The sequence below is a fragment of the Streptomyces sp. B15 genome (genome assembly GCF_018070605.1).
Lineage (GTDB): Bacteria > Actinomycetota > Actinomycetes > Streptomycetales > Streptomycetaceae > Streptomyces > Streptomyces smyrnaeus.
Genome location: NZ_JAGPXJ010000040.1, coordinates 18116 through 31458, shown reverse-complemented (window position 1 = coordinate 31458; position 13343 = coordinate 18116). Strand labels below are relative to the sequence as shown.

At 67.4% G+C, this 13343-nt stretch carries 10 protein-coding genes and 2 pseudogenes; 7 read left to right on the top strand and 5 right to left on the bottom strand.

The genetic code is table 11. The annotated features are described in order from the left end of the window. Positions 1 to 85: 85 nt before the first annotated feature. From KBY19_RS19125 to KBY19_RS19115, 3 genes are read left to right on the top strand one after another with little or no spacing between them, the layout of a single operon-like run. A complete protein-coding gene (locus tag KBY19_RS19125) occupies positions 86 to 484 on the top strand; it encodes a WXG100 family type VII secretion target (RefSeq protein WP_210966270.1) in 399 nt (132 codons plus the stop codon). 23 nt (positions 485 to 507) lie between these two features. Then, positions 508 to 4767 carry a DUF6531 domain-containing protein gene (locus KBY19_RS19120; protein WP_307843556.1) on the top strand — a complete coding sequence of 1420 codons (4260 nt, stop codon included), beginning with the start codon at positions 508 to 510 and terminating at the stop codon, positions 4765 to 4767. Next, positions 4764 to 5009 carry a hypothetical protein gene (locus KBY19_RS19115; protein WP_210966255.1) on the top strand — a complete coding sequence of 82 codons (246 nt, stop codon included), beginning with the start codon at positions 4764 to 4766 and terminating at the stop codon, positions 5007 to 5009. The genes KBY19_RS19120 and KBY19_RS19115 overlap by 4 nt, the downstream gene beginning before the upstream one ends. Before the next feature lie 52 nt (positions 5010 to 5061). Here KBY19_RS19115 and KBY19_RS19110 read toward each other — a convergent pair whose 3' ends face one another. Further along, entirely contained in the window at positions 5062 to 5307 is a 246-nt protein-coding gene (locus KBY19_RS19110) for a transposase family protein (RefSeq protein WP_210966254.1), read from the bottom strand. A 192-nt stretch (positions 5308 to 5499) separates the two neighbouring features. Continuing rightward, positions 5500 to 6642, bottom strand: a complete 1143-nt coding sequence (locus KBY19_RS19105; protein WP_210966253.1) for an FAD-dependent monooxygenase — start codon at positions 6640 to 6642, stop codon at positions 5500 to 5502. A 170-nt stretch (positions 6643 to 6812) separates the two neighbouring features. Between KBY19_RS19105 and KBY19_RS19100 the strand changes: the two genes are divergently transcribed. Next, entirely contained in the window at positions 6813 to 7148 is a 336-nt protein-coding gene (locus KBY19_RS19100) for a helix-turn-helix transcriptional regulator (RefSeq protein ID WP_210966252.1), read from the top strand. A 320-nt stretch (positions 7149 to 7468) separates the two neighbouring features. Beyond that, positions 7469 to 7639, top strand: a pseudogene (locus KBY19_RS36625) (IS5/IS1182 family transposase); the annotation flags it as partial. Positions 7640 to 8932: 1293 nt separating this feature from the next. Here KBY19_RS36625 and KBY19_RS19090 read toward each other — a convergent pair. After that, positions 8933 to 9685: an SDR family oxidoreductase gene (locus tag KBY19_RS19090; protein WP_247691162.1), complete on the bottom strand. Its 753-nt coding sequence runs from the start codon at positions 9683 to 9685 to the stop codon at positions 8933 to 8935. 86 nt (positions 9686 to 9771) lie between these two features. Here KBY19_RS19090 and KBY19_RS19085 point away from each other — a divergent pair, with 86 nt between their 5' ends. Next, positions 9772 to 10245 carry an Rrf2 family transcriptional regulator gene (locus KBY19_RS19085; protein ID WP_099885106.1) on the top strand — a complete coding sequence of 158 codons (474 nt, stop codon included), beginning with the start codon at positions 9772 to 9774 and terminating at the stop codon, positions 10243 to 10245. Between the two features lie 78 nt (positions 10246 to 10323). Here the strand turns inward: KBY19_RS19085 and KBY19_RS19080 are convergent. Both KBY19_RS19080 and KBY19_RS19075 read right to left on the bottom strand, forming a co-directional pair. Next, a pseudogene (locus tag KBY19_RS19080) lies at positions 10324 to 10903 on the bottom strand (IS5/IS1182 family transposase); the annotation flags it as partial. 143 nt (positions 10904 to 11046) lie between these two features. Beyond that, the gene (locus KBY19_RS19075) at positions 11047 to 11709 is read right to left on the bottom strand and encodes a GntR family transcriptional regulator (protein WP_210966250.1); all 663 of its coding nucleotides are present in this window, start codon (positions 11707 to 11709) and stop codon (positions 11047 to 11049) included. Between the two features lie 294 nt (positions 11710 to 12003). Between KBY19_RS19075 and KBY19_RS19070 the strand changes: the two genes are divergently transcribed. Further along, the gene (locus KBY19_RS19070) at positions 12004 to 13140 is read left to right on the top strand and encodes a mandelate racemase/muconate lactonizing enzyme family protein (RefSeq protein ID WP_099885108.1); all 1137 of its coding nucleotides are present in this window, start codon (positions 12004 to 12006) and stop codon (positions 13138 to 13140) included. Positions 13141 to 13343: the final 203 nt, after the last annotated feature.

Below are 13343 nucleotides of genomic sequence, written 5' to 3'. Positions count from 1 at the left end.
ATCGTCCGCGACTGACCACGCGGATGACCGTCTCGACTGAGCAGTGCAGGAGGTTGCCATGACTCACCCCAACGAGTCCCCCCAAATGCAGTTGAACCATGCCACGACTCCCGACTATGGGCCGGGTGCGGGTAAGGGTGGTGAGGTGCTGGGGATCGGGGTGCCGGAGTTGAAGCTCGCGGCGCCGGTCTTCGGTGAGCAGGGGCGGAAGCTGAGCCGGGCGCTGACCACGTTGATCACTGCGCTGGACGGTCTGGGGGAGCCGTGGGGCGATGACCCTACGGGTGAGAACTTCGCGAAGGAGTACAAGTCGGGCCAGCGCTCTATCGAGCAGGCGGCGGGGGTGCTGGTGCTCGGTCTGGTCAGTATTCATGAGGCGCTCGATGACATGAAGGACGGGCACGTCGACAACGACGATTTGATCAAGGGCATGTTCACCAAAGTCGCCCGCAAACATGGCGACCGCGACGAGCACGGCAAATAGGGCGACAAAGGGGGGGGCGGCGCGTGAGTGCCCTGGAGAAGGCCTGGGAGATCCTCGAGAAGATGGGCCTGATCTGGCCTGCCGGGGATGAGGGCAAGTTGCGGAAGGCGGCGAAGGCTTGGCGGGCGTTCGCGAAGGATGCCGAGGAGGTTCGGGGGGACACCAACCACTCGGCGCACAGGATACTGGAGGTCAACAGCGGCGAGGCCATCGACGCTTTCGACAAGTTCTGGTCCCGCTATGTCGGCAGGGGAGAGAAGGGATGGCTGCGCGACCTGCCCGAATCGGCCCGGGACATGGCGAAGATGCTCGATGAGCTCGCGGACGACATCGACAGCACGAAGAAGCAGATCCGCAGCGAGATCGTGGGCAGCGCGGCGCTGATCGCGGCTGGAATCGTGCTGACCGGCCCCACGCTCGGGGCTTCTGACGCGGCAGCCGTGACGGCGGCGACGGGGATCGTCACTCTCAGCATTGAGAAGTCCACCTCCCTGGCAACTCGCGCCGCCACGATCTTCGCCCGCATCGCGCGGGGTGCCGTGTTCGCCGGGGTGGGGAGCGTCGCCATGGACCTGGCCGTGGCGCAGCCTGCCCGCATTCTGGCCGGGCAGCAGGACGGGATCAGCCTGGAAGAGGTGAGCAACGCCGCGAAGTACGGCACCCTGACCGGCGCGATCCTGGGGCCCTTCGCCCCCGGCCCGGGAGCGAGACCACCGATGATGCGACCACCGGCCTCGCTGCGCGAGAAGCTCATTCCGGGTAAGTCCTCGCGGCCGACCAGCAAGGTGCCGGGCGCGGGGGAGCCGGTTGATGTCGCCACCGGGGCGATGTTCATGGAGTTGACCGATCTGTCACTGCCGGCGTCGCTCCCGCTGGACTTCACCCGTACTCATGTGTCGTCGTACAGGGCCGGGGTGTGTTTCGGCCCGAGCTGGTCCTCCACCCTGGATGAACAGGTCCAACTCGACCCACAGGGCGTCATTTTTGCGGCTGCCGACGGCATGCGGCTGGTCTACCCGATTCCTGAGCCGGGCGTGCCGGCCCTGCCGGACAAGGGACCGCGCTGGCCGCTGGAGTGGGACGGCAAACCGGACGGAGTGCTGACCGTCACCGACCCGGACAGCGGCGTCACACGCACCTTCGCCCACCCCGGCCCCACCGAGGACGAGACAACCCTGCGACTGCCGGTGGAATCCTGGCAGGACCGCAACGGCGCCCGCATCGAAGTGGAACGCGACGCGCACGGGATACCGACCGAGATGCGGCACTCGGGCGGATACCACCTCGCTATTGAGACCGAGGGGCAGCGCGTCACAGCCCTGCGGCTGCTGGACGAGGCGCCCTCCGCGTACGAGCGGGAGCAGGCACCAGCCCCAGGCACGCTCGTGATGCGCTACGGATACGACGAGGCCGGCAATCTGGCCGAGGTGATCAACTCCAGCGGCAAGGCGATGCGCTTCACCTACGACGGTGAAGGCCGCATGCTTTCGTGGACCGACCGCAACGGGGTGTGGTGCCGCTTCACCTACGACGAGACGGGCCGGACGATCCGCACCGAGGGCACCGACGGCATCTACAACGACACCTTCACTTACGACGACGCCGCACGCACCACGACCTACACCGACTCGCACGGTCACAGCACCGTCTTCCACTACAACGACGACGGCCAGGTCGTGGCCGAGACCGACCCGCTGGGCAACACCACCTACATCGAGTGGGACGCCCGCGGCCACGACCGCCTCTCCCACACGGACGAGCTGGGCCGCATCACGCGCTACAGCTACGACGAGGACGGCAATCTGACCGAGGTGCTGCTGCCTGACGGCTCCCGCATGTCCGCGACGTACAACCACCTGCGCCAGCCGACCGCCGTGACGGAACCAGGTGGCGCGTGCTGGCAGCACTTCTACGACGAACTGGGCAACCTCACGCGCTCGGTGGACCCGGCGGGAGCGGTCAGTCACTACGCATACGACGAGCAGGGCCACCTGACGGCGGTGACGGACGCCCTCGGCCACACCCGCCACATCACCTCATCGCCGGCCGGGCTACCGGTGACCGTGACCGACGCGCTGGGCCACACCACCCATATCAGCCGCGATGCCTTCGGCCGTATCACCGAAATCACCGATCCCCTCGGGCACGTCACGCGCATGGCATGGACGGTCGAGGGCAAGCCGCGCTGGCGCGAAGACGCTGGAGGGGGGCGTGAGAGCTGGACCTGGGATGCCGAAGGCAACCTCCTCACCCACACCGACCCGGCGGGGCACATCACCCATCACGCTTCGGGGCCCTGGGGCCTGCTGGCTTCGCGTACGGACGCGGACGGCGCCACATACGCCTTCACCTACGACACCACGCTCCGCCTGACCCGAGTGACCAACCCACAGGGCCTGCACTGGGAATATGCCTACGATGCGGCAGGCCGCCTCACATCCGAGACGGACTTCAACGGCGCGCGCCTGATCTACACGTTGGACGCGGCAGGGCAACTGGTAGGTCGCACGAACGCAGTAGGCCAGACACTGCGCTTCTCCCGCGACGCACTCGGCCGCGTAACCGAGCAGCACGACGAGGATGCGGGCACCGTCACCACCTACACCTACAACGCAACGGGCGACCTGGTCCGCGCCAATAGCCCGGGAGTTGAGGTCGTCATCGAACGCGACGCGCTGGGCCGCGTGCTGACCGAGACAACCAACGACCGCACCATCTCCTGTACCTACAACCCGCTTGGCCTGCCGATACAACGGATCACACCCTCCGGCCTCACTTCCACCTGGACCTACGACTCCGACGGCCGACCCGCGGAGCTGGCCACCGAGCACGGCACGCTGAGCTTCGCCTATGACGCGGCAGGACGAGAGACGGAACGCCGAACCGGCAACGTCTCACTCCTCCAGCAGTGGGACGCGGCCGACCGCCTTACCACACAGACGGCAAGGTCAGGGCCGGAGCTTCTCCAGCACCGCACCTACGGCTATCGCCGCGATGACCACCTCACCGAGATCCGCGAACTGGCCACAGGGACCCGCCGCTTCACCCTCGACCCGGTCGGCCGCGTGACGGGCGTCAGCGCGCACGGCTGGCGGGAGAGATACACGTACGACCCGGCCGGCAACCTCACCAACGCCGAGGCACCCGACCACCCGGCCCCAGGCAAACGTAAGGCTGAAGGGACCCTTCTCCGGCGAGCCGGCCACACGTCGTACCATCACGACGCGGCGGGCCGCCGCACCTCCACAACACGCCGCCTACTGAACGGCCAACGCCGCACCTGGACCTACACCTGGAACGCGGAGGACCGGCTCAGCACAGTCACGACGCCGGACGGCGCGACCTGGACGTACATCTACGATCCCTTGGGACGACGAATATCCAAGAGATCACCGGACGGCGCGACGACCACCTTCACCTGGGACGACACTCGCCTCGCCGAGCAGACCACGCCGGACGGCAAATCCATCACCTGGGACTACGCTCCCGGCACCCACCGCGCCCTCACCCAAACCGACCACACTCAGCTCGTTCCCGAGCTCGGTACCTCACTCCTCACCAAACTCACCGAGCCGACGGCAACGCGCCCTGCTTTCCACGCGATCGTCACGGATCTGACGGGCACTCCCACGGAACTCATCACGCCCGAGGGGGCACTGGCCTGGCAGAACCGCACCACTGTTTGGGGCACCCCGCTCCCCTCGCCTGACGACCAAGGCGACACCACCTGCCCGATCCGCTTCCCGGGCCAGTACGCCGACCCGGAGTCTGGCCTGCACTACAATTACTTTCGCTACTACGACCCCGAAACAGCTCGCTACCTGACTTCAGATCCTCTGGGCGTGGCGCCAGCACCCAATCCCCACGCCTACGTCAGAAACCCGTTTACTCACGCCGATTACCTTGGGCTAGCACCGGCCAGGGCGACTTCTCCTGATAAAAAACCGGGTAGCGGTAAGGAAGTTACGCCGTACAGTCCGACCTTCGCCAACCGTCAGAGGCTGGGCGTTCATGTGCCCGATCTGACGACGCCGAAGGGGAGAACGCTCTCCTCGCACGCAGCGGAACGCGTTGCAGGAACTGGACCAGGCCGTCCGCCGACGACGCTCAACGCCATCGATTACATCCTCGACAAGGGAAACAAGGTAAAATACGATCCAGCGCGCCAAACTATCCAGGTGAGAGCAATGAAGCTTCCTGGAAAACCCTTCGTCGTAGTCAGTTCCACCAATCCGAATCATATTGTAACCGTCATGATTCCAAAGGAATTCGATACCCCGTGAACGCTAAGGCGGAGCTTCTTTCCCTCGTCGATGTGTTTCTATCAGGTGAGGATCAATCGATTTCTTTGATCAATAGCATCGAGGGGATCCTGGTGGAGAATTTCCCGGAGTCCCTCGCGTTTGAGGAGCTTGCTGAGCCGCTGTCGCTTTTCCGCCCGGGGTGCGGCTCACCTTACTATGATGTTCAGGATATGCGTGAAGCTCTCCAGGAGGCATCAGACAGCCTGAACTATCTCGAGTAGCAAATTCTGTAGATATCAGAATGGGTAAGTAAAGAATGAGCCTCTTCCAACCTCAGGTTGAGGCGTGACGAAGGGCGGGGATGGTCTTCACGATGGCGGTGACTCGGTTGGTGCTACAGCGGAGTTTCCGCGGGAGGCGCCAGCCCTTCAGAGCGGCCATGGCTTGCTCGCCGAGGCAACGGATCCGGGCGTGGGTGCTGTTGTGCCGACGTTGCCGCAGCTTGATACGCAGGCCGCGGAAGGGCGCCCGGGTGGTGCCGCCGGCGCCTTGATACGCCTTGTCCGTCCAGCACTTCACCTCCGAGCCGACAGCACCGGCGTGGTGGCGAGCGCCGGGAACGGTGGGTGAGGCCGCCAGCAGTCGACCTGCCGTATCGGCGATGACCTACCACGCCGAGCCGGGCTCGTCGGACATGGTGGCGGCGCCGACCCGGTTGGGAGCTACAGGGGAGCTGCGCACCGACCGGTGACCGGTCGGTGCGGGCCCGGTCTACCGGTTCGCGGCTTCGCGAGAGATGATCCGGTTCGTGCGACCGACCGCGCGGCCCACCGCGTTGCGCACCGCGAGGCCCGACCGGGTGCGGGGCACCATGAGCCTGGAGAGCAGACCGACACGTCGCTGCCGCGGGCCTACCTCACGGCGGAGCCGCGACTCGTAGGCGGCGAAGGCGCGGGCGTGATCACCGGGATGGGCGGCGAGCTCTTCTGCGAGGGCGTATGCGCCCGCCATCGCCATGCTGGACCCGTCGCCCAGCAGGGCTGTCGCCGCCGCCGCGTCCCCGAGCAGTACGACCCGTCCGCGGGACCACGAGGGCACCCGGACGGTGGTCAGGGGGTCGAAGAACGGAGCCGGGTGGTCGAGGAACGCTGCCACGAGTTCCGGTGCCCGCCACCGCACGTCGGCGTAGGCGTCGGCCACGGTCTGCTTGTGAAGGGCGATGTTCTTGCGGTCGTGGGGCGCTGGCTGTACGGCCCGGAAGGTGAAGATCGCGAGCGGAGTGGTCCGCGAGGGGTGGAGGACCAGCATCCGGTTCGGCACGGTCAGCATCGTCATCTCGGTCGGGTCCTCGATGGCGTCGGGTTCCAGCGGGACGGTCGCGCCGTACAGGCCCAGGTCGCTCGCGAACTGCCGTTCAGGGCCGAATACCAGGCGCCGTACGGTGGAGTGCATCCCGTCGGCACCGACTACCAAGTCGAAGCGCCGTGGCGCGGACCGCCGGAAGGTGACATCGACCCCACCTTCATCCTGGTCGAGAGCGGTGACCGTGTCGTCGAACAAGAACTCGGCCTCGGTCTGCGCCGACCGGTGGAGCACCTCGGACAGGTCGGCTCGGGTCACCTCGACCGTCGGCGCCTTGTCCGAGGTGAGCGGGAGTTGCAGGATTCGCCTGCCGCCGGGGTCGAGCAGGGTCAGCGACCGATTGCGGGTGGCGAGCTCGCGGAGCTGCGGGAGGATGCCCATGCGCTCGGCGACCGGGATCGCGGGCCCCTTCACGACGATCGCGCTGCCACCGGAGCGCAGCTGCCGGGCGTGTTCGACGACCGTTGACCGGTATCCATTCCGGGAGAGCCAGTAGGCGAGTGCGGGCCCTGCGATTCCGGCACCGGCTATCAGCACCTCGGGTTTCTTCATGACGATGACCTCTCGGAGTGTCGATGACCAGGTCCCCGGTGAGTGCGGGGCCGGGGCTCAGGGCGCGGCGGCGCGGGGCAGCGCAACCCGGGCAAGGTACGAATGATTTCGTACCTCAGTTGAGCACGTCCTTCAGGTACTATGCAAGTCGTACTTGAAGGAGGTGCGGCGTGGCCGGGAGGAACCTGGTTGGCCCAGAGGCCGATGCGCTCGATCTGGGTGCGGTGTTTCGTGCCCTCGCCGACGAGCACCGTCGTTCGGTGTTGACGGAGTTGGTCGCCGACCGCAGCGACAGCGAGCGGGGCTGCAACTCGTTCGATCTTCCGATCTCGAAGCAGACCCAGACCCACCATTTCCGGGTCCTGCGCGAGGCAGGTCTCATTGACGAGATCGACTACGGCAACCGCAAGGGCATCCGACTACGACGCGCGGACATCGAGAAGAGATTCCCCGGGCTGCTCACGCTCCTGGGTGCAGAGTCCCCGGGCGGTACTGCTCCTCGCTGAGCAACAGCTGAGCGCACCGGAGGGGAGTCTGAGTCGGCCCTGAGCCGCGAGCTCGGCCGAATCCAGCTCGCGCCGCTCGCAGGTAGCCAAGCACGACGCGGGCACGAATGGGATTGGTGTCGCTTCGACCACCGTCCCGCGCTCGTGATCGGCGCCGAGCTCTTCCGCACACTCCCTCACGCCCACACCCACTGAGGTTTCCTCAACCTGCGTGCAGAGCAGGGCCGCTGGGGGTGAGGGCGGGGCGGGGTCCGGGCGTAGAGAAGCTCCTGGTAGACGGGTGCGTGTCGAGTCCAAGCCATCCTGCCAGGAGCTTCCGCATGCTCGTCTACCCGGCCGGGGTCGATCTGTCCACCTCCGCTCTGCGCTTCCTCGCCCGTGAGTTGACCGCACGTCGTCTTGCGCAAGGGACACGATGGCGCCGGCTGACCGCCGGACGGCAGGCGCTGCTCGTGCTGGCTCATCTACGATGCGGCCATACCTACGCCCAGGCCATGGCCACCCTCAAAACCTGGCGGCTCATGCGCAAACTGCGATGCTCTACCAGCCGTATCACCAGCCTCGTCCAGGCCGTCCTCACCCTGCACCTGACATGCACAAACTGAGGTTGGAAAAGGCTCAATGCCTGTGCCCTCTCGTCCGAGAGATCCTCGCGGTAGGTGAGGGAGATGTGTCGGCCTTCTATGTATGCTCGGAATTTTCACCCGGGGTATACACCGGACGTGATCGACAAGAGATACAATTTTCCCTTCCGGTCGACCGACACTATAGTGCTTCCCCCTTACGTTGCGTGCCGGGTGCCGTCGGCCCACGAGCACCCCGCACCGAACGCGGAGTCGAACGTATCGGGCCGTGTCGTGCCCTGCTCGCGCCTGCACGGCACGGATCGAGCGGTCGCTGTGTCAACGAATACGCGTGTTCGGAAGAAGCCTACGTATCGTCAGGCCGAGCGAATATCCGCAAGTCGCAGCGGGCCCGGTACAGTCCATGTTTGTGGTTCCCCCGAGGGCTTGAACTACGGTTACGGGGCGCGTAAATCCAGCGGGTCCGCCACCACCGTGTGCGGGTGCTTCAAGCCCCATTTCGCCACTGACACGTACCCTGACGGCAGCCCACGACGCCCTACGACAGCACCAGCGTCCCCCTGGCCAACGGCGCGACATCGTGCCCATGGCTCGACACCCCCCTCGGACACGTACCACATCCCCACGGCTTCCTATGCGCCGTGGGGATGTGCTGTTTCCGGCGCCGGGTGTGATCTCGGCAAGGACTGTGGCTGTCGGGCTCTTGTGCAGGGCGTGGGTGAGCTGAACCCCGAGCCGTCGGTAGAGCTCGGCCTTGTCCTGGGGTCTGGCCTGCTGGACTGCGGCGGCGGTATCGCCGACCGAGCGGACGATCTCGGCGACGGCTTCCCGGGACGTCGGTCCGTCGGCTTGTGTCCGAGCGGCGGAGAGTTGGGCCTGGGCGGCGGCCCGTGGCCCCGCGCGCGGGGCCACGCCGTCCGTGGGGCCTTGAACGCGTCACCGGCTTGGTCCTGACCGGGTTGGAGCTTGCGAGATAGGCGGCCGGCAGGGACCAGCGAGTAGACAGGACAGGCACAGGTCCGTGCTCATGGAGTTGCGATGCCCTGTGATCATCAGGGACACCTGTGCCTGCGCTGCCATCATGGCCAGACGTCGTCGACGACGCCGCACCTTCACCGACGAACCCAGCTGCCTTTCAGGCTCAGCCGCCTTACCACCTACCGCGGTGCCAGCAGCGCAAGGGTGTGTGGTGGGGAGACGCTATTGCTGCTTTGCGAGCCACTCGTCGAAGGTGGTCGGCGCGATACGGGCCCCCGCACGGGGCAGCAGCACGTCGCCGGCCATCGCCGGGCCGAACAGCGATGACCACGTCGGCAGGAGCTTGACCGCGCGGCCGCGCGCATCATTGGTGCGCCGGGCCATGTCCACCAGATCCTGCGGCTCGGGACCGGCGACCTCGCGGTATCGCCCCTGCGGTGCGCCCGTGGCGATCTCGGCGAGGATGTCGGCCACGTCCGCGGGTGCGATCGGCTGGACGAGCAGTGGCGCGATGGTGGCGGCGCCGTCCTGCTCGGTCCAGCTCGTCACCATCGCGGCGAAGTCGTGGAACTGGGTGGCCGGAAGGATCGTCCACGGCACCCGGCCTTCGGCCACGAGGCGCTCCTGCTCGCGTTTGCCGGCGTAGTGCGCGTTGCCTTCGACGCGGTCGACGCCGGCGATCGAGAGCAGCACGTGGTGGCGGACACCGGCCCGTTCCTCGGCGGCGAGCAGGTTCCGGGTGATGGTGCCGAAGTACGCCACGGCTTCGTCCCGGTCGGCCGCCGTGCAGTTCGTGGCGTCCACGACGGCCTCGACGCCGGTCAGGGTGACGTCGAGGCCGTCGCCGGTGGTCAGGTCCGCGCCGAGTGAGCGGCTGATGCGCACGACATGGTGTCCAGCCTGTTCCAGGGCGGCGACGGTGAGGGCCCCGATGTTGCCGGTCGCCCCGGCAACGGCGATTCGCATGGTCCGCATGGTGATCTCTCCTCTGTCTCTCGTGCTGCCACCGGACGCTATCCAGGACTAAATGGATCCGCAATATCTTGGATAGAATCAGGGTTATGAAGCTGCCTGTGAGTACGGAATGGCTGTTGCACTGCGCCACGTCGCTGGCGCAGCTCGAGACAGGGGCCACCGCGTCGGCGGCACAACTCGCCCAGTACTTCGACCTGCCGGCGGCCTATCTCGCCAAGCAGCTGCAGGCGCTGGTCAAGGCCGGCGTGCTGGCCGCAACGACGGGCCCGCGCGGCGGGTTCCGGCTGGCCCGGCCTGCTTCCGAGATCACGCTCCTGGAGATTGTCGAGGCAGTCGACGGTGCGTCCTCGCCGTACGAGTGCCGCGAGATCCGCCAGCAGGGACGGGGAGCACTGCCCGCTGAGGAGTGCCAGAACCCCTGCATCCTCGCCGAGAAGATGGCCGAAGCCCACGAATCCTGGCGGCGCAGCCTCGCCGCGACCTCCCTCGCCGAGGTCATCGCCGCACTGCCCCCGTCGGCGCCGTCCCGCACCCGTATGCGCCTGACCGGGACGCCGTAGCCCAACCGCCGCCATATTGCGACGCCTTGGAGGTCGCGCGGACAGGCGGCTGGTCAGGGCCGGCGTCGGGGGCGTGGGCTCCCAGCGGTAGGTGGTCCACGATCGGCGGAGCAGGGTACGCACGGTGATGATCGTGTCGGCGAGGGCGAAGAACGCTTCCATGACGGCTCTCCGGCGCTCGTAGCAGCGGGCGAGAGGGCGAAAGGCGTTCCGCCAGGCGTGAGTGCGCTCGATGCGCCACCGCTGCGTGGCCCGGACCGGCGCCTTGACCCCCTTGCGGGCGGATCTGGCGGTGAGTCGTGGCAGTTGGCACCGGCCAGTGCGCGGCCGAGCGGAATGCCGTAACCGCCGGTCAGGCCTGAGCGTTTGATGCCCTGCTTGCCCCGGTCGACCGGTGAGCGACCGGCTGCTTCGCCCCCGCCTGGGGCCTTGGTGACAGCGCCGTTCACGGCGATCTGGTCCGGTGCGAGACCAACAAGGCGGTCGTAGGCGTCGACCGCGATCTGTTTGAGCTGGGCGAAAATGCCCGGACGTATCCACTGGTCGCGGCGGTTGCGGATCGTCGTGGCCGAGCACGTGGAGTCCGCGATCGCCTCGTAGGAGCAACTGAACCGGAGGCTTTGCAGCAGCTTGTCGACACGGTCCGGTCGCTGAGCCGGCGCCCCGGTCGCCTATCCGCGCGAGCTCTTGGGCGTGGCGGTTGCGGTGAGCCGGCCTGGCTGATCAGCGCTGCCGATCACCCTGTGCGCGAGGCTGGTTGAACGGTTTCGACGGCCTGTCGGGGGCCTGGGGCCTGCGCGCTCACGCCGACGTGTCGTCACCTAGGTAGGTCTCGATGTGTCGTGTGACGACGCAGTCGACCTCGTCGGCCGTGCCGGTTCGCAAAGCTGAGAGCAGTGCCCGGTGCTGCCTGGGGATTTCCTCGGGTGACGAGTGCGCGGGTGCGTCTCGCAGGAAGTAGGCATGCACCCGAGGCTGGATCGTGCGCCAGATTTGGAGCGCCTGGACGTGGCCGCTCGCGGTGATGACCGCCTCGTGGAAGGCCAGGTCGAGGTCGGCGAGGCGGTCCGCGTCGCCCTCGCTTCCGACCGCAGCGAACATTTCCTCGACGACGCGTTCGAGTCGGTCGAGCAGTTCCGGCGGGCGTGTCCCGGCGACGTCGCGGAAGGCGAAACGCTCGATGGTGAGCCGGATCGGCACCAGGACCTCGCGTACCTCGCGCTGCGAGACCTCGGCGACCACCGCCCCTCGGTAGGGATGGGAGACCACGAGCCCTTCCTGCTCCAGGATCATGATGGCCTCGCGTACGGGACCGCGGCTGACCCCGGAGCCGGCTGACAGTTCGCGCTCGACCAGGCGCTCACCGGGTTTCATCTCCCCGCTCGCGATGGCCTGCCTGAGCCAGTTCAGGACCCATTCCCGCCGAGACGCCGGCGGCCCGGTCGGCGGCATCGAGCTCGTCATGCGTTTCCCATCCCCTGGACAAGGGCCCGCTGGTGCGGGCGACGGACCCACGATAGCTATCCCGTCGATGGCAGATGGTTGACCATCTGCCATGCGCGGCTTAGTGTCTCGCATCGAGCGCCGCCCATCCCGGACAGGTGGCGCGAACCAGTGCGGCCACATGCCGCCCCCTCTCGCCCAGGAGCTCCCAGCTCGTGAGGCTGCTGGGGCTGCTGGGGCGCTGTCCGCCTCGTCGACCGTCCGGTCGGGCGTCGGGAGCCCACCCGGAACCGTTCACCGAAGAATCAGGAAGCCATGAAGATCCGTGACGTACGTGCGGCCGGTCTGCGGGGCGCCACCCCGGCAGGCGGATGGCAGGAGGAACTCGACCAGGACGATGTCGTGCACACTCTGGTGGCGGTGCACACCGACGAGGGGCTGGTCGGCGTCGGTAGCGTGTTCACCAGCGAGGCGCTGGTCCGCGGAGCCCTCGAACTTCTGCGTCCCCTGCTGATCGGTGAGAAGGCGACGGAGCCCGAGCGGCTGTCGGAGCGGCTGCACCGCACCACGTTCTGGATGGGGCGCGGGGGCACCGTGACGCACACCATCAGCGGCATCGACACAGCGTTGTGGGACGTGCTCGGCCAGGCCACCGGCCAGCCCGTCGGCCGCCTGCTGGGCGGCCGCTACCGCGAACGCGTCCGCCCCTACGCGTCCCTGCTCATGGACCAGCCGGAGATCCTGGCGGAACATCTGCAGGAACTCGCCGGCCAGGGCTGGAAGGCCTTCAAGATCGGCTGGGGCCTCTTCGGACGAGTCAGCGAGCGCCTCGATGAGCGGATCGTGGCCGCGGCCCGGGAGGCCGTGGGCCCCGAAGCGCTACTCATGGTGGATGCGGGGGGCAGCGACAGCGCTTGGTCCAACGGTTACAAGTGGGCGCTGCGCACCGCACGGATGCTCGACCGGTACGACATCGCCTGGTTCGAGGAACCGCTCGGCCCCGACGCCCTCGACGACTATGTGAACCTCCGCCGCGAGGCACCGGTGGCGATCTCGGGTGGGGAAGTGCTGACGAGGCGACAGAGCTTCCACCCTTGGCTGGAGAACGGCGCCCTCGACATCGTTCAGCCGGACGTGACGAAGGTCGGCGGCCTCAGCGAGCAGCGCCGCATCGGATGGGCTGCCCAAGATCACGGCGTGCGGCTGATCCCGCACGGCTGGAACACCGCCGTCGGACTCGCCGCCGATCTGCAACTCGCTTCTGCACTGCCCGACACGGACCTGGTCGAATACGTCACCGGATCGCCCTACGTCGATTCCCTCACGACCACCCCCTGGCGGCTCGACGCGGACGGGACGCTGGCCGTCCCCGACGAACCCGGGCTCGGAGTCCGCCTCGATCCTGACAGTCTGGCCCGCTACACCGACGCGGCGGCCCTGCTGCGGCCGTGACCGATTGCGGTCGGAGGAACGTAGCCCCACGTCCCGGTGGCTGCGGTGGGGCCGCGCCCGTTGCTCAAGCGGTGTCCTGCTTCCTGGTCCCGGGAAGGCCCACGGGCCCGCGGGCCTTCGCGGGACCGCGCATTCCTTCACCGCGCATCCCCTCCGACGAGCGCGCCTTTCGCAACGAGGGCTGGATACCGCCCCCGCCGAAG

What these genes read in the sequence shown, in the direction of transcription:
- KBY19_RS19125 (WP_210966270.1), top strand. Translation starts at nt 86, where the DNA reads ATGCAGTTGAACCATGCCACGACTCCCGACTATGGGCCGGGTGCGGGT.
- KBY19_RS19105 (WP_210966253.1), bottom strand. Translation starts at nt 6,642, where the DNA reads ATGAAGAAACCCGAGGTGCTGATAGCCGGTGCCGGAATCGCAGGGCCC.
- KBY19_RS19090 (WP_247691162.1), bottom strand. Translation starts at nt 9,685, where the DNA reads ATGCGGACCATGCGAATCGCCGTTGCCGGGGCGACCGGCAACATCGGG.
- KBY19_RS19085 (WP_099885106.1), top strand. Translation starts at nt 9,772, where the DNA reads ATGAAGCTGCCTGTGAGTACGGAATGGCTGTTGCACTGCGCCACGTCG.
- KBY19_RS19075 (WP_210966250.1), bottom strand. Translation starts at nt 11,709, where the DNA reads ATGACGAGCTCGATGCCGCCGACCGGGCCGCCGGCGTCTCGGCGGGAA.
- KBY19_RS19070 (WP_099885108.1), top strand. Translation starts at nt 12,004, where the DNA reads ATGAAGATCCGTGACGTACGTGCGGCCGGTCTGCGGGGCGCCACCCCG.